This is a genomic window from Solwaraspora sp. WMMD406 (assembly GCF_029626025.1).
Classification (GTDB): Bacteria; Actinomycetota; Actinomycetes; order Mycobacteriales; family Micromonosporaceae; genus Micromonospora_E.
Window position 1 is genome coordinate 771,077 of the sequence record NZ_JARUBF010000001.1, and the last position, 24,576, is coordinate 795,652.

The following is a 24,576-nucleotide window of genomic DNA, read 5'->3' on the forward strand; positions in this document are numbered from 1 at the left end:
ACCCGCACCCTGCCACCGCCCACCGACATGGATCTCTCGCCTCGAACATCGCGGGCGACGTCAGCCGCAGCGTCGATCGTTGAGGACAGCCGTCGCCGCCCTCAACGACCTTCGTCCGGTTGGCGGCGGCTCGCCAGGAGGTAGCCGGCGTAGCCGGCCAGCGCCACGGCTGCCAGCGCCGCAGACGGACCGATGAGCGACTTGGCACGCTTGCGGGAACTCATCACGCCGCCGGAGGAACGGTCAGCCATAAGCGACCAGCGGGACCGCCACGACAGGGCCGATCCGATCGAGAGCCCAGAGCCGACGGACAGGGCCGATCCGGCGGAACCGACGCTGCCGATGGAGGCGATCGAGCCGACGCTGCCGATGGAGAGCGCCGAGCCTCGGGACGCGATGGACAGCACCGAGTCTCGGGATCCGATCGACAACAACGAGTTGGTGGACCACAACGACAGCCGTGACGAGCCGGGAGAGGTCATGTGCCGATTATGGGCATGCTGGTGCTCCTGCGGCCATCCGGTCGGTTCGACCGTCCTCTGCCGCTGTCTGAATGCGACGCCCGCCGCCAGCGTCAGCCAGGACCGCCGGCCCGGGCGTGGATGGCGGCCACAGCTACTGAACACGGCCGTGACCAGGAGGTCCGAAGCTCAGCCGCTTCGACGGTTGCCGTACTGGCGAGGACTCTGCACCGTGCCGGAACGGCCGTGGACGCGGCTCGCGGTACCCGAGGTGTGGTTGGTGGTGGCCTTGCCCTTGGACCGGCGTGCCGCCCGGTTCTCGAAGGGCTGCGGCTGCTCCTCGGATCCCGCTTCGGCGTCAGCGGTGGGATCGGCGTCGCTGGAGGCGTCGGACATCGGTCTCTCCTCGTGCTGTTCAGGGCTGGGCTGCGATCTTGGAACGCGCCCGCCGCGATACGCAGACGGTAGCGTGCAGACCGACCCGAGTCGGGGCCGGCCGCCCGAAGTAAACCGTCCAGCGTGCTTCATTCCGGCGGCCTGGGGGTCAGGGCTGTGGCAATGGGGTACGTCGCCGGTCAGGTCATGCCGTGCGGCAGCTGGTAGCCGAGCTGCTGGCCGAAGGTCATCAGTGGGCGCAGCGTCGGGACCAGGACCGTCGCCTCCGACGACCAACGGTGTCTCCGGTTGCCGTCGAGCCGACGGTGCCGGGCCGTCGTCCGGTGGCGTCGCTGCTGTTCGAGTCGTTCGCGGCGCAGATAGTCGAGTCGTTGGGACGCCGTGGACCGGCCGGAGCGCCATTCCCGCCAGCGCAGCCACCAGTCACGCAGGATTTCGATGATCATCGTCTTGCTCCTTGATCAATTACCGATTCGCCGTACGGTTGGGCGGTCGGTGAAGTCGCGCGGGCGAATTGCGCGCTGGCCGCCTCACCCATCCATTGCGCCTATCCGTCGCAGTCGCGCTGGTCCTCGCCGTCGCCGCGTCGGCCCACGCCGTCATCGCGCTGCTCCAGCGGCCAGGTCGTACGTCCACAGTAGGGGCACCATCTGGACTTCACCCGGAACGACCACAGCCCGGCGCAGAAGCCGAGCAGCGCCGCCCCGATGATCGCTCCCACCTCCATCGTCGACACTCCGCACTGTTGGCGTCGCTGTGACCGTCGTCATTGTTGATCAAAAAAACCTTCTAGTCGGCTTGACGGCGACCCCGGCGAGGGATCGGTTTGAGGAATCCAGCCGGGGTCAAATCCATCCTGGACTTCCGCACTAACCTAGGGCAACCTAAAAGCGGTTGAGATATCAGAGAAGCAGATTATTGGAGGTTATATCCATGACTGAACTTCCGGCGAAACTCCGACAGCTGCGGCTGTCCCATCGCATGAACCAGACTCAGCTCGCCAAATCGGTAGGCGTGTCGAAGTCGCTGATCGCCAGCTTCGAGACAGGTCGGCTGGTGCCGAAGGAGGACACCGCCAAGGCTCTCGACGAGTTACTAAACTCTGGTGAACAACTCCAGGAGCTGTCCAAGGAGGGCCGAGAAGACCGGCAGCCGTGGCTGCGCTCCTGGGTCGAGCACGAGCGACGCGCGGCGTTGCTGCGGGCCTGGGAGCCGAACTTGATCCCCGGGTTGCTCCAGACCGAGGCGTACATGCGGCACGTCTTCGCCGCAGTGCCGTCCAACAGGGTCCGGCTCGAAGAGGTGATCGCGACCCGGCTGGAGCGCCAGCGCGCGGTGCTGGACCGCGATCCCCCGGTGGAACTGGTGGTCCTGGTCGAGGAGACGGCGTTGCGCCGCGGTCCCCGCGAGGTGATGAAGGACCAACTCGCTTACCTGGTCGACCTCGGCCACCGGCCGAACATCAAGATCCGTGCGGTCCCGGAATCGGCTGGCCTGCACGCCGGCCTGGGTGGACCGTTGGCGTTGGCGACCATGAGCGACGGCAGGCGGGTCGGCTACCTGGACGACCTGTTGCGTGGTCGCCTCGCCACCACCGCTGGTGACGTCCTCGAACTGGAACTAGTCTGGGAATCCATCAACGAGTTGGCGCTGTCCGCTGACCAGACCCGAGACCTGATGTTAGGGATGATCCAGTGATCAACGAACCAGCATGGCGGAAGTCGTCGCGGTCCAACGGCTCATCCGGCAACTGCGTCGAGGTGGCCGACAACCTGCCCGGCCGGGTGCTTGTCCGGGACACCAAGGACCGTGACGGCGGCACCCTGACCTTCGGCCCGGCCGCGTGGCGCTCCTTCGTCGAGTTGGCCAAGCACCACCACTGACCGCGACGCCCACCCCGGCGACCCGACACGTCGAAGCGCCGGCCCTGCTCCGAGCAGGGCCGGCGCTTCCACGCACTCGTACATCAACCCGATGATCGTCAGGTTGGCTGGACGCGCTCGAACCGTACCCGGCTCAGCCAGCCAGGGAGATCGCTGAGCACGTACAGCTCGCCGTGCACGTCGGCGTCGATCGCGGTCGGCTGGGTGGGGAATCCGCCGATCGTCGCAGACTCGTAGCCGCCCCGGGGCTTGGGACGCACGGCGAACGCGAGGGTCGAGCAGTAGTCGCTCGCCACGTACGTCCCCCATGCCTCGGGGGTCGCGGACCCTCGATACACCACGCCGCCGGTCACCGAGCAGCTCTCGGTCATGAAGTGTTCGTACTCGAATACCGGGTCGGTGTACTTCACGCCCGGCCGGCACTGCTCCGGGTCGAACACCGGGGTGCCCTCCCGGCAGGACCAGCCGAGGTTCGCTCCACGCTGCCACGGGCGGATGTGGTTGATCTCCTCGACCAGACCCTGGCCGACGTCGCCGATCCACAGCGAGTTGTCTAGCCGGTCGACGGAGAATCGCCACGGGTTGCGCAGCCCGTAGACCCAGATCTCCGGCCGCGCGCCGGGCTTGCGGACGAACGGGTTGTCCGCAGGCACGCAGTAGGGCTTCGCCCCGCAGGTACGGTTGACGTCGATCCGCACGATCTTGCCGAGCAGGGTGCCGAGGTCTTGACCGGCTTTGAACGGGTCGTTCGCGTGGCCGCCGTCGCCAAGGGACCAGTAGAGGTAGCCGTCACGGCCGAACGCCACCTGACCGCCGTTGTGGTTGTTGTACTCGGCGTGCTCCTGGGTGAGCAGCACCTGCAGCCGTTCGGGAGCGCTGATGGGCACTCGTGCCAGGGTCACCGCGCCGGCCGGCAGGCTCGTGTAGGACACGTAGAGGATTCCGGTCTGCGCGAAGTTCGGCGCGGGCGTGATGCCGAGGAGGCCGCGCTCGTTGCCCGACGTGTCGACCCGGGCGGTCAGGTCGAGCACCGGCTCGGCCGCCAAGCCGGTGTCGGGGTGGTAGGCGCGGACGAGACCGTCCTTCTCCGCGATCAGCATCCGGCCGTCCGGTAGCCCGGTGAGCGCGATCGGACGCCGCAGACCGAAGGCCACCTGTTCGTACACCACGGTCAGCTCATCGAGTGGCACTGTGCGGGTGTGGGATGCGCCGGCCGCGGTGGTGCCGGACACCGACGCGGAGGGCAACAGCAGCACAGACAGGACCAGAACGAGCAGGCCGGCTAGCATGCTGGCCGGGCGACAACGCCGTCGCGACATGTCTCAGCTCCTTGAGCAGAGTAGCGGACGCAATCCGGGAACACACTCAACATACATCGATGTACGCCGATGTCAATCAGCCAGCATCGTGTGATCTTGCCTTGTCGGATGATGAGGATTCAATGGCTCTTCAGGCAATTCCAAGATCAGGAATGCCACACCGCCGCGATGCGCTCGTCCCCCTTTCGTGCTGCGTGGTCGCCTCGCCACCACCGCTGGTGACGTCCTCGAACTGGAACTAGTCTGGGAATCAATCAACGAGTTGGCGCTGTCCGCTGACCAGACCCGAGACCTGATGTCAGGGATGATCGAGTGATCAACGAACCAGCATGGCGGAAGTCGTCGCGGTCGAACGGCTCATCCGGCAACTGCGTCGAGGTGGCCGACAACCTGCCCGGCCGGGTGCTTGTCCGGGACACCAAGGACCGTGACGGCGGCACCCTGACCTTCGGCCGGTCCGCCTGGCGCTCCTTCGTCGAACTGGCCAGGCACCACCACTGACCCCGACGCCCACGCCTCGGGCCAGACACCACAGAAGCGCCGGCCGGCCTGCCTCCGAGCGAGCCGGCGCTTCTGCCCACCCGTACGCCACCCGGCCTGAGGCTACGGGCACGTGCTGATCCGCAGCGACCGCGACGCCTTGGTCATCGGCAGCGGATGGATTTCACGATGATCGGTCTCGTAGTGAGGGCGCAGGATGATGGTGGCGTGGATGCTCAGTCGTCAGATGCCATAGGCTCGCGCGCGCTGGCTGTAGCCTTGGCGGTCGAGTTGTCGGACTGCGCCCGGGTGCTCGTCGACCATGCCGGCACGGGGACTCTGATCGACATCGTTCCCTGCCGTGCCGGTACTCGCTCGGTGAGCTGGGCGGACTTCGGCGATGAGGTCATCGTTCAAGTTGGAACGTATGGCGGCCGCTGGGAACTTGGCGGCGGCGAGCAGGACCTGGCATTTCTGGAGGATCTTGTCAGGTCGGTGGTGGCCGGTCGGGTCGTGGAGGTGTTCGGGGTACGCCGTTCTCGCGTTGTCGTGGTCCTTACGGACGGCACCAAGGAGACATCCCACCCACCGCTCAACCCTCCACTGAGGGATATCAGGGCGAGCCGCCGATGCTGAACCGACATGCGACCACGAACATCTGCAGGCGCGGCGCAGGACGGGTCAGGCAGACGCGATCAGCGGCGTTGGTAACGCCCGTAGATGAGCGGCGACTGCGTCGGTGAACTCCTGAGTGTCGGCGGTGCCGCCGAGGTCCCGGGTCCGTACGCCGGCGGCGAGGCAGGATTCGAACGCGGCGACGAGTTCGGCGGCCGCGGCCGGCTCACCGAGGTGTTCCAGCATCAGCGCGCCGGCCCACATCTGCCCGACGGGGTTCGCGACGCCCTGACCGGCGATGTCCGGGGCGGAGCCGTGCACCGGCTCGAACATCGACGGGAACACCCGCTCGGGGTTGAGGTTGGCGCTCGGCGCGATGCCGATCGATCCGGCGGCGGCACCGGCCAGATCAGACAGGATGTCGCCGAACAGGTTGGACGCGACGATCACATCGAACGACGCCGGGTCGCGGACGAGTTTGGCGGCGAGCGCGTCGACAAGTTCCTTGTCGAGCCGTACGCCGGGCACCTCACGCAGAGTCTGCTCGACGACCTCGTCCCAGAACGGCATGGTGTGGATGATGCCGTTCGACTTGGTCGCGGAGGTGACCAGCCCGCGGCGGCGGGCGGCGAGCTCCCCGGCGAACCTGGCGACCCGCTCCACCCCGATGCGGGTGAATATCGTCTGCTGGACCGCGGCCTCGCGGGCGTCGCCGGGATAGATCCGACCGCCGACGGTGCTGTACTCGCCCTCGACGTTCTCTCGCACGATGACGAGATCGATGTCGCCGGCGTCGACCACGCGGGTGGGGACGCTGACCAATGAGCGGACCGGTCGTAGGTTGACGTACTGGTCGAAGTGACGCCGGATCGGGATGAGCAGCCCCCACAACGTTTCGGCGTCGGGGATCTCCGGGTCACCGACGGCGCCGAGGAAGATCGCGTGGTGGCCGCGAAGCTGATCGATGCCGTCGACCGGCATCATCCGGCCGTGCTGACGGAAGTGGGCGGAACCCCAGGGGTACGTTTGCCAGTCGACGGTGTAGCCGTGCCGTGCGGCGATCACGTCGAGGCAGGTGATCGCCGCCGGCACCACCTCCTGACCGATCCCGTCGCCGGCAATGACGGCGATGTCGTATCGGCGCGACGTCACGCGGTCACCTTCTCTCTCGTCGGCGTGGTCGGTCGGACGTTGTGCTCGAGGAAGAACGCCTCCAGTTCGGCCGACGCGCCGAGTTTGTGGCGGAGTGCGACCTCGCTGGCGGCCTTGGCGTCCCGAGCCCGCAAGTGGCCGAGGATTTCCCTGTGTTCCTGCAGCGACACTTCGAACCGATGTGGCCGGAGCCGGAACAGGGCTTGGAATCCGATCTGCGCGCCTTCCAGATCGGCGAGGGTGTCGCACAGCACCTGGTTGCCGCTGGCCGTGTTGATCAGCCCGTGGAAGGTGCGGTTCATCTCCGCGTAGTTGACCGTGGACTGACTCGCCGCCGCGGTCTCCATCTCGGTGATCAGCGCATCCAGCTCGTCGAGCTGGCTCTCGGTGAGCAGGTTGGCCGCCAGGCCTGTGGCGATGCTCTCCAGGTGACCACGGACGAACAGCGACTCGCGGATCGTCTGTGGGGAAAGCGTGACGACCCGGGCACCGGTGTACGGGATCATTTCCACGAGTCCGTCGCGTTCCAGCATTCGGATCGCCTCGCGTACCGGGATCTCGCTGACGTCGTACTCGTGCGCGATGCGTCGCAGCACCAGCCGGTCGCCGGGCTGGTAGTCGCCGTCGATGATCCGGGTACGCAGAGACTGATAGAGCTCGGACGACTTGAGATTGGACACTGCGGCCCCTCTCGGTAGCTGGTGGTTATACCGGGATGGCCGACGAGCACCGGCACGTCAGATACTATACCATTTTTGCCTCGCTCTTCCGAGTCGGATGGTCGCCCGGTCGACGTGTGTGCGGCGTCACTCGTCGATGTCCGCGTCGGGCAGGGCGTGCCGGTGGGCGATGTCGGTCCGCACGGACGCGGGGGTCGCCGACGGTCAACGGTCACCGCATGAAGCTGACGCACGGGTGGATGCCCAGCTCAGAGGGCTTGTGGTGGCGGCGGTATCGGTGACCGACTGGTTGCGGGCATGTTGCTGGGCTGCGTAATATCGTATATGACGCCAACCTGAGGAGCCCACGCATGTGCAATGACGACCTCTCCCCGTACGAGGCCGTGCCGCCCGCGTCGATGATCTCCATCGGCTACCCCGGGCCACGGCCGGATTTCCTGGCCGACGCTGTTGACCTGCACATCCACAGCGGCCCGGACGCGATCGACCGGATCGGCACCAGCATCGACATCGCCCGCGCGGCCGCTGCGGCCGGCATGAAGGCGATCGTGCTCAAAGACCACCTCTTCCCGTCGTACACCAAGGCCGTCCTGACCGATCAGGTCGTCGACGGTCTGCGCGTCTTCGGCGGCATCACGATGAACGGCACCGCCGGCGGCATCGCCGTACGCCCGGTGCTGGCCGCGCTCGCCGGCGGTGCCCGGGTCGTGATGTTCCCGACCTTCGACGGAATCCGGTACGTCCAGAAGAAGAAGCCGGGCGCGATCCAGCTGCAACACTCGTTCGGCCAGCAGATCACCCCGATCCTCGCCGTCGAGGACGGCAAGGTCCTGCCGCACACCGAGGACGTGCTCCAAGCGGTGAGCGACCACCCGCAGGTCATCCTCTCCGCCGGGCACCTCGGCCCGGAGGAAGCGATCCCGATCATGCGTCGGGCGGCCGAGCTGGGTATCGCCAACAAGGTCATCGAGCACCCCAACTCCAGCGACTGGTGGAGCCTCGACCACTACCAGCAGCTCGTCGACTGCGGCACGACGTTCAACATGTCCTACAACCCGTACCAGCCGATCATGGGTCGGCGGAACTTCGACGAACTCGTCGAGCTGATCGGCCGGGTCGGGGCGGAGAACTGCAACCTGATCACCGACGGCGGCCAGCCGTACAACCCGATGCCGGCCATCACCATGAACGTGCTCTGCGAGATGCTGTACTTCCAGGGCGTCGCACTCGACGACATCGTCGCGATGGCCAAGACCAACCCGGCCCGCCTGCTCGGACTGTGACGGGTCGACCTCATGGATCTCGACGTTATCCGTACGAAGTTGGCCGGTATCGGCGTCGGCACGGTCGTGTACGTGCTGCAGCACGCCGGCCTCTACCACTGCTTCCTGCCGGTCCGGCCGGTCACCCCGGGTGCCCCCGGGTTCATCGGGGTGGCCCGGACGCTACGCACCGAGCCGATGCGGGAGGACGTGCTCGCCGTACGGCGGGCCGAACCCAAGTCCAGCGACCCGCACCGGATCGCCATCGACGAGATATCGGCCGGCGAGGTACTGGTGGTGGCCGCCCGCGGCGAACTCGGCGCGGCCGTCCTCGGCGACCTGCTCGCCGCCCGGATCGCCAACCGAGGTGGTGCCGGCGTGGTCACCGACGGCTGCGTTCGTGACCTCCCCGGCATCCGCGACGTGGGGCTGCCGGTCTTCGCCGCCGGCGCGCACGCGGCGACGTTCCCGACCCGCCACGTCGCGATCGAGGTGAACGTCCCGGTGGGCTGCGCCGGCGTGTTGATCAACCCGGGTGACCTGTTGATCGGCGACGACGAGGGCGTCGCGGTGGTGCCAGCCGAGCGGGTGGACGACATCGTCGACGCTGCCGTCGAGCAGGAGTCGGTCGACGCCTTCTCGTTGTCCAAGATCCGCGAAGGCGTACCGCTCGCGGAGGCGTACCCCCTGTCACCGGCGCTGCGCGTCGAATACGAACGGCGATCATCATGACCCAGCTCGCGTCCTACCGGCTCGACGGACGGCCGGGGGTGGCGATCGTCGACGGCGACGCCCTGCGGCCGCTTCCCGGCGTCACCTCGATGCTCGACGTCCTCGACTGGCCGGCGAGTCGACTGACCGCCGCTGCTTCGGCGGACCCGGTCGCGATGGCCGACGTCGAACTCGTCGCACCCGTCCCCACCCCGTCGCGCAACATCTACTGCGTCGGCTGGAACTACCTCGCCCACTTCGAGGAGGGCCGGCACTCCCGTCCGGACGTGCAGCTGCCCAAACGGCCCACGATCTTCTCCAAGGCCCCGGGCACCGTCGTCGGACCGTACGACGACATCCCGGCGCACCCCGGGCTGACCGGTCAGCTTGACTGGGAAGTCGAGGTCGCGGTCGTCATCGGCACCGGAGGCACCGACATCGCGGAGGACTCCGCCCTGCGGCACGTCTTCGGCTACACGGTCGCCAACGACGTCACCGCCCGCAACATGCAGGCCGAGTACGGCGGGCAGTGGCTCAAGGGCAAGAGCCTGGACCAGACCTGCCCGATGGGTCCGGTGCTGGTCACCGCCGATGAGGTGGGCGACCCCCAGTCGCTCGACATCTCCTGCCGGGTCAACGGCCGTACGGTTCAGTCGGGCAACACCCGGCAGATGATCTTCCCGATCGCCCGGATCATCGCCGAGCTCTCGACCGGGCTGACCCTGTTGCCCGGAGACATCGTGCTGACCGGCACCCCGGAGGGCGTCGGCCACCAGCGCCGCCCCCCGGAGTACCTCTACCAGGGCGACGTGCTCGAAAGCGAGATCTCAGGTATCGGGGCCCTGCGTAACACGATCGTCTGAGCTGATCGCGGACAGCCGGACATGACCCTGCCGATCGAAGTGGTGGCGTTGCTGGCCGCGTTCGCGTACGCGAGCAGCCAGGTGGTCAGCAAGTTGGCCACCCGGCACGGCGACGTGATGAGCGGCCTCGTGGTCAGCCTCGTCGCGGGCGCCGCCGCGCTGGGTGTGCTCTGCCTGGCCACCGTCGACTCGTGGCGGATCCCGGCATCGGCGGTGGTGCTGTTCGTCCTGGCGGGTGTCGCCGGTGCGGGGCTGGGTCGGCTGCTGATGATGCGAGCGGTTCGTGACGCCGGAGCGTCGGTGGCCTCACCGGTGTTGTCCAGCACCCAGCCGGTGGCGGCGACCGGGTTCGCCGTCGCGTTCCTCGGCGAACGGCCGACCGCCGGCCGGCTGTCGATGTTGGTCCTGGTGGTGGCCGGGTTGTGGCTCAGCGCCCGGGGCGGATCGGCCAACCGGGGGATCGCCGTCCTGCACACCGGGCCGGTCGATCTGGTCCGGCTGCTGATCTGGCCGGTGGCGGCTGGTGCGGCCCTGGCTACCTCCGACTTGCTGCGCAAGGCGGCACTGGACATCCACCCGGACGCGGCGCTCGGCGCCTTCCTCGGTGTCGCCACGGCGACTCTCGGGTGGCTACTGGTGACGGCGGTACGCGAACCGGGCGCGCTGCGACGCAGACCACCGGCGTACGGCTGGTTCGCGCTGCACGGCGTGCTGACCGCGCTCGCCGCGTTCCTGTTGTTTCTCGCGCTGCGGGTCGGGGATCTGTCGTTGGTCGCGCCGATCATCGCCGCGCAACCGGTGTTCGTGGTGATGATCGGCGCGGTCGTGCTGCGGAACCTGGAAGCGGTACGGACCGGCACCGTCGTCGGGGCGCTGATCGTGTTCGGCGGGATCGCCACGTCGTCGCTGATTGACGGCACCGGCTGAGCGACCGAGGGCACCGGCTGAGCGACCCAGGGCACCGGCTGAGCGACCCAGGGCACCGGCTGAGCGAGCACACCGGCGGTGGGAACCCGACCGGCGGTGAAGGCGGTAAGGAAGGAGAGGACCATGACCTACGAGATATGCGTGATCGGGGGCGACGGCATCGGCCCGGAGGTGACCGACTGCGCCGAACAGGTGCTGCGGGCCGCCGCAGGCATGCCCGGCGGACCGACTCTGCGGATCCGTCACGCACCGGCCGGGCTGGACTGCTACCGGCGTACCGGTGACCCACTGCCGGCCGAGACCCTGGCCGCGGCACGGTCCGCCGACGGCGTGCTGCTCGGTGCGCTCGACGTCGCCGGGGTGCCGACCGGGGTGCCGAATCCGCTGCGGAACCTGCGCCGAGGGCTGGAGTTGGTGGCCAGTCTGCGACCGTCGCGCAGCTTCCCGGGGGTGCCGGGAGCGAAGCCGGATGTCGACTTGCTGATCGTGCGGGAGATAACCGAAGGGTTGTACTCCGGTCGGGAACGGCCGCTGGACGAGGAACTCGGTGCCGTCGCCGAACGGGTGGTCACCCGCCGAGCGTCGCTGCGTACGGCCGAGATCGCTTTCGAGCGGGCACGGTCACGGCGTCGCTCGGTGACCGCCGCGCACAAGATCAGCGCGTTGCGGCTGACCGACTCGGTGTTCCTCGACGCGGTGGCCGAGGTCGCCGACCGCTACCCGGACGTGGCGTACCAGACCCGCAACGTCGATGCCTGCGCGCTGGATCTGGTGCGTCATCCCGAGCAGTTCGACGTGATCGTGACGACCAACGCGTTCGGGGACATACTGTCCGATGTGGCCGCCGGGGTGACCGGCGGTATCGGGCTCGCCGCGTCTGGCTGTGTGGGCAACCGTTGGTCGTACTTCGAACCGGCGCACGGCACCGCGCCGCGGCGGGCCGGCCAGGCCCGGGCGAATCCGGTCGCGACGGTGCTGAGCGCGGCCATGCTGGTTCGCCAGCTCGGGGCGGCCGAGGTAGCGGAGCGGATCGAGCTGGCGGTCGCGGCGGTGCTCGCCGACGGACCGCGTACCAGTGACCTCGGTGGGTCGGCCGGCAGCCGGGAGATGACCGACGCGATCGTGGCCGCACTGGGCGTCGTAGCAGGTACACAGGGTCGCTGACCTGGGCCTAGATTCAATTTTTACGAGCTGGTGTCATTGAGATGACGGTTACGGTCATATACGATACGAACATGAGTGACAAGCTGGAAGGTCGATCCCTCGGCAAGACCTTCACCAGGCGGGACAGCTCGTTGACCGTCCTGGAGGATGTCTCCATCACGATCCGGCCCGGCGAGTTCGTCAGCATCATCGGTGCCAGCGGGTGCGGCAAGACGACGCTGCTGCGCATGCTGCACGGCCTCATCGCGCCGACCACCGGCGAAGTACTCATCGACGGTGAGCGGATCGACGGGCCGACCCGAAAGCGGGGCTTCGTCCTGCAGCAAGCGAGCTTGCTGCCGTGGCGGACGGTCCTGGACAACGTTACCTTCGGAATGGAACTCGACCGGATACCCGGTGCCCAGGCCAAAGCCCGCGCACGGGACCTCATCAAGCTGGTGGGACTCACCGGCTTCGAATCGCACTATCCCTCGGAAATCTCCGGTGGTATGCAGCAGCGGGTCAACATCGCCCGCGCGCTGGCCATCGAACCCGACATCCTGTTCATGGACGAGCCGTTCGCGGCCGTCGACGCCCAGACCCGCGAGGTCATGCAGGCAGAGCTGCTACGGATCTGGGACATCGACCGCAAGACCGTGGTGTTCGTAACGCACCAACTCGATGAAGCCGTGTACCTGTCCGACCGGGTGATCGTCCTCGGTGCCCGGCCCGGCCGGGTCCGCGAAATCCTGACGATCGACCTTCCTCGCCCCCGTACGTTGGCGGTCAAGCGTTCACACGAATTCGCCGACTACGTCGACCGGGTCTGGAAGCTCATCGAGAACGAAGTGGTCTCCGGCGACGAAAGCCCTTCCGCGGCATCCGCCTAGCCATCCGACTACTCCGGCGTCACGCACCGTCCCCAGAACGTTCGACTGACTGAAAAGGAACAGTGGGATGGATAAAGACACGTCTACTCAAGTGTGCCCGGGTAACCCCACCAACCGACGGCGACGACTCGGCTGGCGTGCCGCCACCGCCGCCCTGCTCAGCACAGCGTTGCTCCTGTCCGCGTGCGGCGGCGGCGGCGACAGCGGCTCGATCGCCGAGGAAGGCCGCGACGCGGTCCTCGAATCAGCCAAGGCACGGGACAAGACCTGGGTCGTCACCACCAGCGGACCCGGCGTCGTGGTCGACGGCAAGAGCCTCGACTTCACGGTCGCCAAGATGCCGACGGTACGGGCGGCCGAGGCGATGAAGGCCGACGGTTGGAACGTCGAGGCCCGCTTCATCGAGGCGAACGAGAGCGTCGTCCAGTCACTCGTCCAAGGTGAGTCCGACGCGATCAACGTAGCGCTACCGACAGTGCTCGCCGCCGTCGCCGGCGGGGTCCCGTTGCGGGTGTTCGGCGGCGGCTCCCGCTTCGGGTTCACCATCGTCGGCCGCACGGACATCACCGGCCCGGAAGACCTCGACGGCAAGCGGATCGCCTATCAGGCACCGATCTCGGCCGGCACCCTCGCCGCCCGGCTATGGGTGCTCGACGCCGACGTCGAACCGCAGTTCATCACCATGACCGGTTCCGCCGTACGGGTCGAAGCGCTGGTCGCCGGCGAACTCGACGCCACCGCGGTCTCCATTGGCTTCGACGAGGAAGTCACCGAGCAGGGCGAGCCGGGCGAGTTCGACGTCCTCTACCGCCCCCTGGACGAGTACCCGTTCCTGCTCGACACCGTCCTGACGTACAACGAAGCCAGCTTCGACGACGAGACCAGAGTGTTCTTGGAGGAGTTCCAGCGGTACCACGCCGAGTCGGTACGGGAACTCGCCGACAACCCGGCCGTACTCGACGAATGGTTGGCCTACCACGAGGTGACGACCTCGCCGAGTGCCGAGGTGCTGCTGTCACTGTTCTTCGACGACATGGGCGTCGCCGCCGAGACGGTCGACCAGCAGGTCGACCTCATGATCGAAACCGAACAGATCGAACCCGACGACGGCTTCCCGTCCGGATCGGAGCTGATCGACTCGTCGATCTGGCAGGTCGCCGAATCGATGATCGAGTAGTCCGCCACCTGCCCGCACCGCGTTGCCGGAAAGGAGAGCGAGCCGCAGATGACCGCGACGAGCTCCATCAGCGCCACATCGTCGACGGCGTCGCAGACGCCGGGGCCGCCGCGCCAGCGGCGGCCCCGGCGGGGACCGACACGCGACAACGGCCCACACGGCACGACCCGCGCCGTCAAGGTGCTCCGGATCGTCAGCCCGCTCGTGCTGCTGCTCTTCTGGCAGATCGCGGCGCAGGTGAGCGACTCGATCCTGTTCCCGACGCCGACCGCGATCGTCGCCGCCGCCTGGGACCTGGCCGTGTCGGGCGAGCTCGGACCAGCGCTCTGGCGCAGCAACCAGGCACTGCTGATCGGCACGTCGGTCGCCCTTGCCGTGGGCGTGCCGATCGGAATCGCGCTAGGCCGATCGCCACTGCTCAACCGGATCTTCGGTGTGTACATCGACATCGACCTGGCCACCCCGACGATCGCGTTGATCCCGATCGTCATCATCGTGTTCGGGCTGGGTCTGACGGCGCGGTCCGTCGTCGTCTTCCTCTTCGCGTTCGCTCTGGTCGTCTCCCTGGTACGCACGGGAGCCCGGACCGTCGACGCCAACCTGATCGACATGGCGGCGGCGTTCGCGCCCACCCGATGGCAACTGTGGGTCAAGGTGATCCTGCCGGGTCTGCTGCCGGCCCTCGGCGGCGCGTTCCGGGTAGCGGTGTCGCGGGGCGTGGTCGGGATGGTGATCGTCGAACTGACGCTCACCACCGTCGGGATCGGCGGACTGGTCATGGAGGCCCGGAGCTTCTTCCAAGCCGACGTGGTCTACGCCGGGGTGGCCGTGGTGGTCGCCGAAGGACTGCTGTTGATGGCGCTCGGCCGGTGGGTCGAACGCAAGATCGCCCCGCAGGGGCTCTACGGCACGGGAGGCTAGCCCATGGTCTCGACACCGACCCGCACCACACCGACAAAGGTGACGACATCCCGGGTGGCCGCGCTGTCGACGAAGTTCCCGTGGGCGACAGCGGCATCCTTGGCGGTGTTCCTGGCGCTCTGGGAGATCTTCGGCCGGCTCGCCGACTACCGAGCCCTGCCACCGGTCTCCGAGATCTACCGCACCTGGCTGTCGTTCTTCCAGGACGGCGTCCTCTTCGCCGTCCTGTGGGAAAGCGCCAAGACGTTCGGCATGGGCATCGGACTGGCGATCGGTGCGGCCGTCGTGGTGGCGGTGCTGATGAGCCTTTCCCGTACCGTCGAACAGGTGATCGCGCCGTACATCGACGCCGGCATGTCGGTGCCGATCACCGCGACCATTCCGATCCTGATGATGGTGTTCGGGCTCGGGGCCGCGACCCGGGTCGCCGTCGTCTTCCTCTACTCCTTCTTCATCATCGTGGTCTCCATGCAGGCCGGTCTGAAGAAGGTCGACCCGGCCCACGAACAGCTCGCACACGCCTACGCCGCGTCACCGATGCAGACAATCATGAAGATCACTCTGCCGTCGGCGCTACCACTGGCGATCACCGGGATCCGGCTCGGCGTGAGCCGTGGTATCCGGGGCATGGTCAACGCGGAGGTGATCATCTCGACGGCCGGGATCGGCTGGCTGCTGATGCGGTCGTCGCGCGAGTTCGACATCGCCGGCGTCTGGGCGGTGACCGGCACCATCATCGCTGCGGCTCTGATCGTCATGGGCCTGGTGACCCTGGTGGAGCGCGCTCTCGTCCGGGGCGGCGATCGCTGATGCGGGTTTGAGACGACCGGCCCCGGGAACGTGCCGGCGATGCGGGCACTGTTGACAAGGATCGAGCAGGCGGCCGGACTGGACCGGGTCGGTGACCGGATGCAGCGCACCGTCCAGCGCCGGATTCGCAGCGGGCGGGTCCGGGACCTGCTGCACGGGGTGTGGCTCGGCCACCCGCTGCACCCGGTGGCCGTACAGGTGCCGTTGGGGGCCTGGATCAGCGCCGCCGTACTCGATCTGCTGCCCGGTCAGCAGCGGGCCGCGACCACCCTGGTCGGAGTCGGCACCGCCACCGCGATCCCGGCGGCGATCGCCGGGGCCAACGACTGGGCCACCCTGACCCCCGAGCAACGCCGGATCGGGCTGGTGCACGCGGTCACCAACACGGTCGGCCTCGTCTGCTACGCCGGTTCGCTGGCCGCCCGCCTGACTGGGCGGCACGCTTTCGGCCGTACCCTCGGGTTCGTCGGCCTGGCGGCGGCCGGTGGTGGCGGATATCTCGGCGGACATCTCGCCTACAAGCAGGCCGCCGGGGTCAACCAATCGGTGCCCGAACTGCACCGCATCTCCGCCGGCTGGCACCCCATCGCCGACTTCGCCGGCTTGCCCGAGTCGACGATGATCAGCCGAGAGGTCGACGACGTGCCGGTGCTGGTCTACCGGCACGGCGAGAACGTCACGGTGCTGCTGGCGCACTGCGCCCACCAGAACGGGCCGCTCGACGAAGGCGACGTGATCAGCTCCAACGGGCACGCCTGCGTGGTCTGCCCGTGGCACGGCAGCGCGTTCCGGCTCACCGACGGCACCGTCGCGCACGGCCCGGCCGCCACCGACCAGCAGGTGCTGCGCAGCCGGGTCGTCGCTGGCGTCGTCCAGGCCCAGCTGCCCTGAACAGCCGAGCCCTTGAGCACCGCGAAACGGCTGGTCAGAGCCGGGACTTACGGGCCCGGCCGATGAGCGCGCCGCCGGTGACGAACCGTCCGGCCGGCGGCGTCGGGCGCGACACGTGCCCGCCGGCCACCGGAAGCCGTACGGTGAACCGGGCACCGACCCCCGGATGGCCGATCGCCTCGATGGTGCCGCGATGCGCCGTCACCACCTCCCGCAACAGTGCCAGGCCGAGGCCGACGTGCCGACGGTCCGACCCGGAACCTCGCCCGCCGGACCCGGAATCCCGGCGGTCCGACCCGAAACCACCACGGTGGAACGGCTCGAAGATGCGCTCGGCCGGGTCGAAGCCCTCACCGGTGTCGGCGACGGTCAACTCGACGGTGTCGCCGGCAGCGGACCGTCGCACGTCGACGTCGATCCGGCCGCCTGGCCGGGAATGCCGCAACGCGTTGGTCAGCAACTCGGACACCACCCGGCGCAACGCCGACGGGACACCGGTCACCGGCAGCGGCCCGTCGGCGGCGTCCACGGTGAGGATGACGCCGTACTCCCGGGCGCGGTCGCCCTCGGCGGCGACCGCGTCCTCGACGACGGCCGCCAGATCCACCGGGACGTCGGACACCCGATCCTGCGGAGCGGCGGCGAGCCGGGCGGACAACAACAGGTCGTCGACGACCTCGCCGAGCTGCCGGGTGGTGCCGACCAGCCGCTCCAGGTCGGCGGCGTAGCTGTCGGGCACGGTGCCGTTACGGGCACGGCGGGCCAGCAGCTGTGCCCGGGTGTGCACCTGGGCGATCGGCGTACGGAGTTCGTGGCTGGCGTCGGCGATGAACCGCCGCTGCCGCGTCAGCGCGTCGGCCAGCGGCGCGACGGTCAGCCAGCCGACGACCAACCCGCTGATCACCGCCGCGAGCAGCCCGATCCCCTCGGTGATGGCCAGCGCCAGCAGCAGCTGCCGGCGGTCGGCCAGTTGGAAGCGGGCGTCGAAGACCGCCTGTACGGTGTCGTCGCCCTTGGGCTGCGTCAGAACATAGTAGACGGTGCCGTTGCGTTCGACCCTGGTCGACTCGGGCACTCCGGTGGCGGCGACGCTCTCCAGGGCGGTGTGCAGCGGAAACCCGGCGGGTACGGGTGTCGACGGTACGTCGCTGCGCAGGTGGTCGCCGCTGCGCAGGAACATCCAGGTGCAGCCCGGCGGCCCGGCCGGGTCGACCCGGCTGGCGGCGTACCGCAGCTCACGGTCGATCTGCTTGGTCTGCCCGTGGACGAGCATGCCGTACGCGATGCCGCCGACCAGGGTGACCAGCGCGGTGACCGCGAGGCCGACCAGGACGCCGATCCGCAGCCGGGCCCGCGCGAGGACGGTACGCTCGGCGGCCGCCCAGGAGGTGCCGAACGGCTCCGCCGACGATCGTGACATCAGATTTCCCCGATCCGGTAGCCGAGTCCGTGCACGGTCCGGATCACCGACCGGCCGAGTTTGCGGCGCAGGTAGTAGACGTACGTGTCGACGATCGAGGTGGCGTGCGCGTCGTCGAACACCTGCTGGCGCAGCCCGGACCGGGAATGCACCCGGGTCGGCGCGGTGGCGATCACCCGGAGCAGTTCGAACTCCCGCAGCGACAACGCGACCCGGGACCCGTCGGGCAGGACGGCGTCGCGCAGCCCGAGGTCGAGCCAGCCGGCGCCGATCCGTACCGTCTCGGCGGTGTGGGTCGACCGCCGGCACAGCGCCCGCAGCCGGGCCGCCAACTCGTCCAGCTCGAACGGTTTCACCAGGTAGTCGTCGGCGCCCGCGTCCAGGCCGGCGACCCGGTCGTCGACCGCGCCGAGCGCGGTCAGCATCAGCGCGCGGGCCTGCACCGCGCGGGACCGCAGCCGGGCGAGCAGGTTCAGCCCGTCGATCGCCGGCAGCATCCGGTCGATGACCATCACGTCGTACGGCCGGGTCAGCCCCAGATGCAGTCCCTGCTGCCCGTCGCGGGCGGTGTCGACCCGGTAACCTTCGTCGGCGAGCATCTCGGTCAGCAGCCCGGCGAGTTCGGCGTCGTCCTCGATCAGGAGCAGGCGGTGTGCCGGTGGCGACGCCACGCTTGCCGTCATCACCCCAAGAGAATCGCACACCAGCCCCCGTATCCATAGGGGCGAGTCGATTTCTAGGGACTTCGGAGAACAGAGTGGACAGTACGGCGTCGACATGCTCCGGGCAGCGTCAGCGACCGGCCTGACCGACATGGTCTGCTCCCGGCAAGCGGTCGGCCTGGTCGAAGTGGTTGGCGCACAGCCGCAGCCGGCGCGCGTGCAGCACCATCACCGTGCCGAACACCAGTTGAACCAGGCTGCGCCACACGTTGGCCCACCGATCCCCGGTACGCATCGCCCACAGCCGCAGCCGCCCCGGCCCGCCCTCGATGGTGGCAGCCGCGTCAGCCGTGGGCGGCCCGGCCGCGCTGCTGTCCGCCGCCGACCCGGCCGGGACCAGGTAGCACGGGCCCCGGCTCGGCAACGACCGGTCGTGGCGTACCGACGAGACCAGCGCGTACCGGCGCAGCACCTCGCGGGTCACCGCGCGCATCATCACCGGCGCGACGCCGCGCGCCGGACAGGCCCGGTTCGCGGTGATGCCGAACGGTATGAAGTGTGCGTCCCGCCGGGACAGCCGCAGCCACCGGTCCGGGTCGAACTCGTCGTCGGCCGCCGGCCCGGTGCGCTGGAAGGCCAGATAGTTGAACAGCAGCACTGTGCCGGCCGGCAGCGTGACGTCGGCGGTCACCTCGATCGGCGCCGAGGTGATCCGGTGCGCCACCCCGAACAGCGGATGGACCCGCATCGTCTCGTCGATCACCCGGTCCAGCAACCGGTCGGCGTCTGCCGCCGGGCCGTTCAGCGCCTGCCGTATCGCGAGCTGCGTCGGCGGATGCTGGGCGATTGCCAGCAGCAGATGCGCCATCGCCTCCGACATCTGCACCACCGCCGTGTTGAAGAACGCGCCCTGCAGCCACCAGGCGGTCTCCTTTGCGGTGAACGGCTCCGGCAACACGACCGGGACGGTGCCGGCGTCGACGCGGGCCCGCAGGTAGCGGGTCAGCCGGTCGCGCCGGTCCATGTGCCGCAACCCGCAGCACTTCAACGCGGTCACCACGTCGTCGGCGTTGGCGACGATCAGCTCCCGCGCCGGCGGCGGGCACGGCTCGCCGAAGACCAACTCGTAGTAGACCTCGGCCCACATCGGCATCGTCAGGTCCCGCAGCCGGACCCGGCTGACCCGCTCGGCCGGCAATCGGTCCAACCACCGGCGGGCGGCCGCGCCGGCCAGCTCCGTCGACCGGTCGTACGACACCGCCAACACCCGCCGGGTGGCCCGGGCCACCGTCCGGTACCCCTCACCCGGTTCGAGATGCTCCTGGTGCATGTGCGGCCCCGGTGCCAGCCAGTACCAGAACAGGTCCGACAACCCGGCACCCCGGCTGCGGCCGTCCGCCGCCGGATGGGCGTACACCTTCTTGAAGTGTTCCGCGCCGACCAGCGGGCCGGGCACCGGGATTCCCTCGGTGCCGTTGACCCGGGCGAACACCCACTGCCGTAGACCGATCACCGCCGGCGGCAGCCACCGGGGCAGCGTCCACAGCGCGGCCGCCGCCGCCACGGCCAGCAGCAGCGGTACGGCGTACCCGGTCATCGCCGGACCGCCGGTCTGATCAGGTCCGGAGTGAGCTCGGCCGGCCGCGCGGCCCCGGCCAGCGCCATCGCCTGCTCCAGGTCGGCCCGCAGCAGCTCCAGCACCTGCCGTACGCCGGCCTCGCCGCCAGCGGCCAACCCCCAGATCACCGGCCGGCCGACACCGACGGCGACCGCACCCAACGCCAGCGCGGTGAGTACGTCGGTGCCTCGGCGCACCCCGCCGTCGAGCAGCACCGGAAGGCGACCGGCGACCGCGTCGACGACGGCGGGCAGCGCGTCGAGACTGGCCGGTACGCCGTCGAGCTGGCGACCGCCGTGGTTGGACACCAGGACCGCGTCGACGCCGTGCTCGACGGCGAGCGCGGCGTCGGCCGGGTGCAGGATGCCCTTGAGGACGACCGGCAGCCGGGTGACACCGCGCAGCCACTCGATCCGCCGCCAGTCCAGGCGTGCGTCCATCGTGATCGACCGGATCGCGTCGGTCTCCGGGTCGCGCATGTTCTCGCAGCACAGCCCGTCCGGCAGGTCCAGGAAACCGTGCCGCAGGTCCCGTTCGCGGCGGCCGAACACCGGCGAGTCGACGGTCACCACCAGGGCGGTGCAGCCGGCCGACTCCGCCCGGCGGATCACCGACTCGGTGAACGCCAGGTCCGGCTGCGGGTAGAGCTGGAACCACAGCTTCGGCGGCCGGCCCGTACCGTTGGCCGCCGAAGCTGGTCGGCTCGTACCGTTGGCCGCCGAAGCTGGTCGGCTCGTACCGTTGGCCGACGACGACGGTGGGGGTGTCGCCGTCGCGGCGGCGGCCGCGATCGCCTCCACCGGGGTGGTGGCGGCCATGCTCACCACCATGATCGTGTCGGCGGCGGCGGTCGCTCGGGCACAGCCCGCCTCACCGTCGGGGTGGGCCAGCCGGTGGAACGCCGTCGGGGAGACCAGGACCGGCATCGACACCGTGTCGCCCAACAGCGTGGTCCGCAGGTCAGGGGTGCCGACGCCGCGTAGCACCCGGGGCAGCACCCGGTAGTAGTCGAAAGCGGCCTCGTTGTCCCGTACGGTCCGTTCGTCGCCGGCTCCGCCCGCGAAGTAGTCGTCGTGGGCCGGGTCGAGCCGGCGGCGCGCCACCGCCCGCAGGTCGGCCAGGTTCACCGGCGCGGCGAGCCCGGTCAGCTGGTGTCCGTTCATTTGGTGTCCGTTCCTGCGTGACCGGTACGTGGTGCCGAACGGCTGCCCCGCACCCGACCGCGTTTCGCCGCAGGCACGTCGATGTGCACAGCGGCAGCCACGCGCCGTGGGTCGGCCAGGTGCGGGGGGCCGGTCGGGTCGATGACACCGATCCCGGTGGCCGTTTCACGGGTCACCTCGCTGACCGTATCGACGGAATCTCAGAACGTTTTCAGTCCGGCTGCTCGGCCACTGTGCACAGTCTGAGGAATCTCTGAGTCCGTACCGCTAAGGTCGCCGGCATGGCACCCGACCGTCACCCGCAGGCGATCCTCGACCTGCTGGCCGCCGCCGCCGACCGACCGGTGTTCGAACACGGCACCCGAATCGTCACCGGGGCCGAACTGTTGGACGCCGTCGGGCGGATCAGCACCGGCCTACGCGCAGCCGGGATCGGGCCGGGCGACGGGCTCGCGGTGACGCTCGGCGTCGACCCGGAGGCGTTCGCCGCGATGGTCGCCGCCCAGGTGGTCGGTGCGCGGGTCGCCGGTGTCCGATCCGGACTGACCCCGCGACAGTTGCGGCACGTCGTCACCGGCGGCGCGACCGCACCGGCCAATCGGGCGGTCCCGGCCAATCGGGCGGTCCTGGTCGACCGGTCGACGGCGACCGACGGGCTGCGGGCCGCCGCCGACGGACTCGACCTGCTCTCCGTCGGTCCGCTCGACGGGGTCACCGATCTGCTCGCCGGGTCGACGTCGTCGACCGCGCTGGACTGCGCCGGCCGACCGGACGACATCGGGCGGATCACCTACACCAGCGGCAGCACCGGCGACCCGAAAGGCTGCGTGGAGACCTACGCCGCACTCGGCGCGGGGTGGGCACAGTACCCGGACCGGTGGCCTGCGGCGATCCGGGACCTGGCCGCCCAACTCGACCGGTTCCTGGTCTTCGGCTCGCTGAGCAGCCTGGTGATGATGGAGTACACCGTGCTGACCCTGGCCGCCGGCGGCACCTGCGTGGTCGCCGAACCGACCGGCGGCCCGGAACCGTTCCTGCCGCACGCGATCGCCCGACTCCGGGCCACCGCCAGCGTTGCCGCCGTACCCCGGCTGCATCAGCTGGTCGTCGGCCAGCTCACCGACCCGTTCGACCTGAGTACGTTGCGTGCCCTGCTGGTCTCCGGCTCCCCGCTGGAACCCAACCGGTTGGCGCAGGCCGAGAACGTGCTGGGCCCGGTCGTCTACCACGGGTATGGCCAGACCGAGGTCGGCCTGATCTCCCTGATCACGCCAGCCGATACGGCGGCGAACCCGGACCGGCTGGCCAGCGTCGGCCGGCCGGCCGAGATGGTGCGGACGCAGATCCGGGACAGCTCCGGCAACCCGGTACCGCCCGGCGTCGAGGGCGAACTGTTCGTCCGTACCCCCGGCCAGGCGGCCGGCTACTGGACCGACCCGGCCGAAACGGCGGCTGTGTTCGTCGACGGCTGGGTACGCACCCGCGACCTCGCCCGCTTCGACGACGACGGCTACCTCTACCTGCTCGGCCGCACTCGGGACGTGATCATCGTCAACGCCGACGTCCGGTACGCCGGCCCGATCGAACGGGTCCTGGCCAGCGATCCCGCCGTGGCCGAGGCGTACGTCGTCGGACGGCCCGACGAGCAGACCGGGGAGGCCGTCCACGCGTTCGTCGTACCCACCACCGGTCAGCGGCCGGACCCGGGCGCGTTGGCCGACCTAATCACCGACCGGCTCGGCGAGAACAGCCGGCCCCGTACGGTGACCTTCATCGACGCCGTACCGGTCGGGCCGAGCGGCAAACCGGACAAGCGGCAGCTGCGCCTGCCCGGTGCCGGCCCGGATCAGTCGCGTCCGGATCAGTCGCGTCCGGATCAGTCGCGGTAGCGGCGGTGCCGACCTGAGTCCGTCGTTGTCCCGGCGGTCCGCCGCTTGAGCCCGAGCACGGTGCCGATCTGCGCACCGATGATGCTCGCCGCGGTGATGACCGCCGCCACCGCCAGCGGCCGGTTCAGGTTCTGCTCCGGTCCGGATCGCCCGGCCGAAACGCCGCCGCCGAGGTTGCCGCCGGCACCGTCGTCGTCGATCTGCCAGCTGGGGCGCTCCGCCGGGGCGGTGCCGGGAGTGGACGGGGCGTCCGGGCTCGGCTGGTCCGCCGGAGCGGTCGGCGCCTCGGCAGCCGGTGGTGCCTCCGGAGTGACCGGCGCCGGCCGTGGCGTCGCCTGCCCAGGCGGGGTCACCACGGTGCCGTTGGCGTGCGGCCGTACCCCCGAATCCGTCGCCTCGGTCGGCAACCGCAGCAGCTGGCCGGCCCGGATCTGGTCCGGGTCGTCGATCTCGTTGAGCGCGGCCAACTGCCGGTAGTCGCCGAACTCGCCCAGGTAACGGCCGGCGATGTGGCCCAGATAGTCGCCCTTGGCGACCTGGTAGACCGGTGCCTCGTCCGACTGCCCGGCCGTCGACGGGGTCGCGGCCAACGTGGTCAGCGCGGCCGGCGACACCAAATGCCCGGTCGGGACGGTCTGGGTGGTCGGGGCGTACTGCCCCGGCGTACCCGCGCCGCCGGCCGTCGTCGCCCCACTGTGCTGAGTCGACACCGCCAACTGGTTGGGGCTGAGCGGCTGACCGCCGGCGGTGGCGTACTGGTCGGTGGCCGGGGCCGCCCCGATGCTGGCCGCCGCCGTGACCACCGTCGACTCGGCCGGCCCTGGCGCGGTGAAGGCCGCCGCCGGGGTGGCCACCAGGATCAGCGAGATCGAGCCGATCAGGGCGGCGGCGACCCGCTGTTGCCGGCTCAGACCGGGCAGCCGGGGAGCGGGCCGGCGCAACAGTTGGGCCGGCAACTCCACCAGTACGGAGATCAGGAACGTCGCCCAGCCCAGCCAGCCGACGACGGCCAGCGCCTTCAGGAACAGTTGCCCGTCGTCGCGGCTGGTCAACGCGGTGCCGATCTCGGCGAAGCCGGGCACGTGGTCGGGCAGTGGGTTGCCGGCGAACGCGATCAGCGCGACCGGCGCGCCGGCAATCAGGATCAGCAGCACGATCAGGGCGCTCAGGCCGGTGATGACCTGCCCGAGCCGCCGGGCGGGGGAGACGCGTGGTGCGCGCATGGCCGCTCCTTGTCAGGGGT

28 protein-coding genes are annotated in these 24,576 nt (G+C 69.5%); 16 read left to right on the top strand and 12 right to left on the bottom strand.

Going from position 1 to position 24,576, the window contains the following annotated elements; all coding sequences use genetic code 11:
• Positions 1 to 101: 101 nt before the first annotated feature.
• The 4 genes from O7632_RS03405 to O7632_RS03420 form a co-directional block, all read right to left on the bottom strand.
• Complete coding sequence (locus O7632_RS03405) at positions 102 to 482, bottom strand: hypothetical protein (protein ID WP_278111347.1); 381 nt, start codon at positions 480 to 482, stop codon at positions 102 to 104.
• 168 nt (positions 483 to 650) lie between these two features.
• Positions 651 to 857: a hypothetical protein gene (locus O7632_RS03410; RefSeq protein ID WP_278111348.1), complete on the bottom strand. Its 207-nt coding sequence runs from the start codon at positions 855 to 857 to the stop codon at positions 651 to 653.
• 179 nt (positions 858 to 1,036) lie between these two features.
• On the bottom strand, positions 1,037 to 1,303 hold the full coding sequence (locus O7632_RS03415) for a hypothetical protein (RefSeq protein WP_278111350.1): 267 nt from the start codon (positions 1,301 to 1,303) through the stop codon (positions 1,037 to 1,039).
• Between the two features lie 101 nt (positions 1,304 to 1,404).
• Entirely contained in the window at positions 1,405 to 1,584 is a 180-nt protein-coding gene (locus tag O7632_RS03420; protein WP_278111352.1) for a hypothetical protein, read from the bottom strand.
• A gap of 206 nt (positions 1,585 to 1,790) precedes the next feature.
• Here O7632_RS03420 and O7632_RS03425 point away from each other — a divergent pair, with 206 nt between their 5' ends.
• Both O7632_RS03425 and O7632_RS03430 read left to right on the top strand, forming a co-directional pair.
• Positions 1,791 to 2,555, top strand: coding sequence for a helix-turn-helix transcriptional regulator (locus O7632_RS03425; RefSeq protein ID WP_278111353.1), 765 nt, complete (start codon positions 1,791 to 1,793; stop codon positions 2,553 to 2,555).
• Complete coding sequence (locus tag O7632_RS03430) at positions 2,555 to 2,740, top strand: DUF397 domain-containing protein (RefSeq protein WP_278119797.1); 186 nt, start codon at positions 2,555 to 2,557, stop codon at positions 2,738 to 2,740. Before O7632_RS03425 ends, O7632_RS03430 begins: the two co-directional genes overlap by 1 nt.
• 98 nt (positions 2,741 to 2,838) lie before the next feature.
• Here the strand turns inward: O7632_RS03430 and O7632_RS03435 are convergent, their stop codons facing one another.
• On the bottom strand, positions 2,839 to 4,059 hold the full coding sequence (locus O7632_RS03435; protein WP_278111354.1) for a PQQ-dependent sugar dehydrogenase: 1,221 nt from the start codon (positions 4,057 to 4,059) through the stop codon (positions 2,839 to 2,841).
• 187 nt (positions 4,060 to 4,246) lie between these two features.
• Between O7632_RS03435 and O7632_RS03440 the strand changes: the two genes are divergently transcribed.
• From O7632_RS03440 to O7632_RS03450, 3 genes are all read left to right on the top strand, one after another.
• Positions 4,247 to 4,375 (top strand): hypothetical protein, encoded by a 129-nt coding sequence (locus O7632_RS03440; protein WP_278111355.1) that lies wholly within the window; start codon positions 4,247 to 4,249, stop codon positions 4,373 to 4,375.
• Positions 4,375 to 4,560: a DUF397 domain-containing protein gene (locus O7632_RS03445; RefSeq protein ID WP_278119798.1), complete on the top strand. Its 186-nt coding sequence runs from the start codon at positions 4,375 to 4,377 to the stop codon at positions 4,558 to 4,560. The genes O7632_RS03440 and O7632_RS03445 overlap by 1 nt, the downstream gene beginning before the upstream one ends.
• A gap of 156 nt (positions 4,561 to 4,716) precedes the next feature.
• Entirely contained in the window at positions 4,717 to 5,175 is a 459-nt protein-coding gene (locus tag O7632_RS03450) for a hypothetical protein (protein ID WP_278111357.1), read from the top strand.
• Positions 5,176 to 5,220: 45 nt separating this feature from the next.
• Here the strand turns inward: O7632_RS03450 and O7632_RS03455 are convergent, their stop codons facing one another.
• Together O7632_RS03455 and O7632_RS03460 are read right to left on the bottom strand one after the other, a co-directional pair.
• Positions 5,221 to 6,306, bottom strand: a complete 1,086-nt coding sequence (locus O7632_RS03455; RefSeq protein ID WP_278111359.1) for a tartrate dehydrogenase — start codon at positions 6,304 to 6,306, stop codon at positions 5,221 to 5,223.
• Complete coding sequence (locus tag O7632_RS03460) at positions 6,303 to 6,986, bottom strand: GntR family transcriptional regulator (RefSeq protein WP_278111361.1); 684 nt, start codon at positions 6,984 to 6,986, stop codon at positions 6,303 to 6,305. Before O7632_RS03460 ends, O7632_RS03455 begins: the two co-directional genes overlap by 4 nt.
• Positions 6,987 to 7,336: 350 nt before the next feature.
• Here O7632_RS03460 and O7632_RS03465 point away from each other — a divergent pair, with 350 nt between their 5' ends.
• The 10 genes from O7632_RS03465 (at position 7,337) to O7632_RS03510 (ending at position 16,581) form a co-directional block, all read left to right on the top strand.
• Positions 7,337 to 8,269, top strand: coding sequence for a DUF6282 family protein (locus tag O7632_RS03465; protein WP_278111362.1), 933 nt, complete (start codon positions 7,337 to 7,339; stop codon positions 8,267 to 8,269).
• A 12-nt stretch (positions 8,270 to 8,281) separates the two neighbouring features.
• Entirely contained in the window at positions 8,282 to 8,980 is a 699-nt protein-coding gene (locus O7632_RS03470; RefSeq protein ID WP_278111364.1) for a hypothetical protein, read from the top strand.
• The gene (locus O7632_RS03475) at positions 8,977 to 9,822 is read left to right on the top strand and encodes a fumarylacetoacetate hydrolase family protein (protein ID WP_278111367.1); all 846 of its coding nucleotides are present in this window, start codon (positions 8,977 to 8,979) and stop codon (positions 9,820 to 9,822) included. Before O7632_RS03470 ends, O7632_RS03475 begins: the two co-directional genes overlap by 4 nt.
• A 21-nt stretch (positions 9,823 to 9,843) precedes the next feature.
• Positions 9,844 to 10,749: a DMT family transporter gene (locus O7632_RS03480; RefSeq protein ID WP_278111369.1), complete on the top strand. Its 906-nt coding sequence runs from the start codon at positions 9,844 to 9,846 to the stop codon at positions 10,747 to 10,749.
• A 123-nt stretch (positions 10,750 to 10,872) separates the two neighbouring features.
• Positions 10,873 to 11,913 carry an isocitrate/isopropylmalate dehydrogenase family protein gene (locus O7632_RS03485; protein ID WP_278111371.1) on the top strand — a complete coding sequence of 347 codons (1,041 nt, stop codon included), beginning with the start codon at positions 10,873 to 10,875 and terminating at the stop codon, positions 11,911 to 11,913.
• A 71-nt stretch (positions 11,914 to 11,984) separates the two neighbouring features.
• Positions 11,985 to 12,782: an ABC transporter ATP-binding protein gene (locus O7632_RS03490; protein ID WP_278111373.1), complete on the top strand. Its 798-nt coding sequence runs from the start codon at positions 11,985 to 11,987 to the stop codon at positions 12,780 to 12,782.
• 67 nt (positions 12,783 to 12,849) lie between these two features.
• A complete protein-coding gene (locus tag O7632_RS03495) occupies positions 12,850 to 13,959 on the top strand; it encodes an ABC transporter substrate-binding protein (protein WP_278111375.1) in 1,110 nt (369 codons plus the stop codon).
• A gap of 48 nt (positions 13,960 to 14,007) precedes the next feature.
• Positions 14,008 to 14,880 carry an ABC transporter permease subunit gene (locus O7632_RS03500; RefSeq protein WP_278111377.1) on the top strand — a complete coding sequence of 291 codons (873 nt, stop codon included), beginning with the start codon at positions 14,008 to 14,010 and terminating at the stop codon, positions 14,878 to 14,880.
• A gap of 3 nt (positions 14,881 to 14,883) precedes the next feature.
• On the top strand, positions 14,884 to 15,690 hold the full coding sequence (locus O7632_RS03505) for an ABC transporter permease subunit (protein WP_278111379.1): 807 nt from the start codon (positions 14,884 to 14,886) through the stop codon (positions 15,688 to 15,690).
• Positions 15,691 to 15,729: 39 nt separating this feature from the next.
• Positions 15,730 to 16,581 (top strand): Rieske (2Fe-2S) protein, encoded by an 852-nt coding sequence (locus tag O7632_RS03510; RefSeq protein ID WP_278111380.1) that lies wholly within the window; start codon positions 15,730 to 15,732, stop codon positions 16,579 to 16,581.
• Positions 16,582 to 16,615: 34 nt separating this feature from the next.
• Here O7632_RS03510 and O7632_RS03515 read toward each other — a convergent pair whose 3' ends face one another.
• The 4 genes from O7632_RS03515 to O7632_RS03530 form a co-directional block, all read right to left on the bottom strand.
• The gene (locus tag O7632_RS03515) at positions 16,616 to 18,001 is read right to left on the bottom strand and encodes a HAMP domain-containing sensor histidine kinase (protein WP_278111382.1); all 1,386 of its coding nucleotides are present in this window, start codon (positions 17,999 to 18,001) and stop codon (positions 16,616 to 16,618) included.
• Positions 18,001 to 18,684, bottom strand: coding sequence for a response regulator transcription factor (locus O7632_RS03520; RefSeq protein ID WP_278111384.1), 684 nt, complete (start codon positions 18,682 to 18,684; stop codon positions 18,001 to 18,003). The genes O7632_RS03515 and O7632_RS03520 overlap by 1 nt, the downstream gene beginning before the upstream one ends.
• 109 nt (positions 18,685 to 18,793) lie before the next feature.
• Positions 18,794 to 20,260 (bottom strand): cytochrome P450, encoded by a 1,467-nt coding sequence (locus tag O7632_RS03525; protein WP_278111386.1) that lies wholly within the window; start codon positions 20,258 to 20,260, stop codon positions 18,794 to 18,796.
• A complete protein-coding gene (locus tag O7632_RS03530; RefSeq protein WP_278111387.1) occupies positions 20,257 to 21,444 on the bottom strand; it encodes an alpha-hydroxy acid oxidase in 1,188 nt (395 codons plus the stop codon). The genes O7632_RS03525 and O7632_RS03530 overlap by 4 nt, the downstream gene beginning before the upstream one ends.
• Before the next feature lie 281 nt (positions 21,445 to 21,725).
• On the opposite strand from O7632_RS03530, the gene O7632_RS03535 reads away from it, so the two are divergent.
• Positions 21,726 to 23,333 carry an AMP-binding protein gene (locus tag O7632_RS03535; RefSeq protein WP_278111388.1) on the top strand — a complete coding sequence of 536 codons (1,608 nt, stop codon included), beginning with the start codon at positions 21,726 to 21,728 and terminating at the stop codon, positions 23,331 to 23,333.
• Here the strand turns inward: O7632_RS03535 and O7632_RS03540 are convergent.
• Entirely contained in the window at positions 23,321 to 24,556 is a 1,236-nt protein-coding gene (locus O7632_RS03540; RefSeq protein WP_278111390.1) for a LysM peptidoglycan-binding domain-containing protein, read from the bottom strand. The two genes, O7632_RS03535 and O7632_RS03540, sit on opposite strands and share 13 nt — an antisense overlap.
• Between the last annotated feature and the right edge of the window lie 20 nt (positions 24,557 to 24,576).

Bases quoted from the DNA above. Each gene is read 5' to 3' on its own strand.
- O7632_RS03405 (WP_278111347.1), bottom strand. From the start codon at position 482: ATGACCTCTCCCGGCTCGTCACGGCTGTCGTTGTGGTCCACCAACTCG.
- O7632_RS03410 (WP_278111348.1), bottom strand. From the start codon at position 857: ATGTCCGACGCCTCCAGCGACGCCGATCCCACCGCTGACGCCGAAGCG.
- O7632_RS03415 (WP_278111350.1), bottom strand. From the start codon at position 1,303: ATGATCATCGAAATCCTGCGTGACTGGTGGCTGCGCTGGCGGGAATGG.
- O7632_RS03420 (WP_278111352.1), bottom strand. From the start codon at position 1,584: ATGGAGGTGGGAGCGATCATCGGGGCGGCGCTGCTCGGCTTCTGCGCC.
- O7632_RS03425 (WP_278111353.1), top strand. From the start codon at position 1,791: ATGACTGAACTTCCGGCGAAACTCCGACAGCTGCGGCTGTCCCATCGC.
- O7632_RS03435 (WP_278111354.1), bottom strand. From the start codon at position 4,059: ATGTCGCGACGGCGTTGTCGCCCGGCCAGCATGCTAGCCGGCCTGCTC.
- O7632_RS03450 (WP_278111357.1), top strand. From the start codon at position 4,717: ATGGATTTCACGATGATCGGTCTCGTAGTGAGGGCGCAGGATGATGGT.
- O7632_RS03465 (WP_278111362.1), top strand. From the start codon at position 7,337: ATGTGCAATGACGACCTCTCCCCGTACGAGGCCGTGCCGCCCGCGTCG.
- O7632_RS03470 (WP_278111364.1), top strand. From the start codon at position 8,282: ATGGATCTCGACGTTATCCGTACGAAGTTGGCCGGTATCGGCGTCGGC.
- O7632_RS03475 (WP_278111367.1), top strand. From the start codon at position 8,977: ATGACCCAGCTCGCGTCCTACCGGCTCGACGGACGGCCGGGGGTGGCG.
- O7632_RS03480 (WP_278111369.1), top strand. From the start codon at position 9,844: ATGACCCTGCCGATCGAAGTGGTGGCGTTGCTGGCCGCGTTCGCGTAC.
- O7632_RS03485 (WP_278111371.1), top strand. From the start codon at position 10,873: ATGACCTACGAGATATGCGTGATCGGGGGCGACGGCATCGGCCCGGAG.
- O7632_RS03490 (WP_278111373.1), top strand. From the start codon at position 11,985: ATGAGTGACAAGCTGGAAGGTCGATCCCTCGGCAAGACCTTCACCAGG.
- O7632_RS03495 (WP_278111375.1), top strand. From the start codon at position 12,850: ATGGATAAAGACACGTCTACTCAAGTGTGCCCGGGTAACCCCACCAAC.
- O7632_RS03500 (WP_278111377.1), top strand. From the start codon at position 14,008: ATGACCGCGACGAGCTCCATCAGCGCCACATCGTCGACGGCGTCGCAG.
- O7632_RS03505 (WP_278111379.1), top strand. From the start codon at position 14,884: ATGGTCTCGACACCGACCCGCACCACACCGACAAAGGTGACGACATCC.
- O7632_RS03510 (WP_278111380.1), top strand. From the start codon at position 15,730: ATGCGGGCACTGTTGACAAGGATCGAGCAGGCGGCCGGACTGGACCGG.
- O7632_RS03515 (WP_278111382.1), bottom strand. From the start codon at position 18,001: ATGTCACGATCGTCGGCGGAGCCGTTCGGCACCTCCTGGGCGGCCGCC.
- O7632_RS03520 (WP_278111384.1), bottom strand. From the start codon at position 18,684: ATGACGGCAAGCGTGGCGTCGCCACCGGCACACCGCCTGCTCCTGATC.
- O7632_RS03525 (WP_278111386.1), bottom strand. From the start codon at position 20,260: ATGACCGGGTACGCCGTACCGCTGCTGCTGGCCGTGGCGGCGGCGGCC.
- O7632_RS03530 (WP_278111387.1), bottom strand. From the start codon at position 21,444: ATGAACGGACACCAGCTGACCGGGCTCGCCGCGCCGGTGAACCTGGCC.
- O7632_RS03535 (WP_278111388.1), top strand. From the start codon at position 21,726: ATGGCACCCGACCGTCACCCGCAGGCGATCCTCGACCTGCTGGCCGCC.
- O7632_RS03540 (WP_278111390.1), bottom strand. From the start codon at position 24,556: ATGCGCGCACCACGCGTCTCCCCCGCCCGGCGGCTCGGGCAGGTCATC.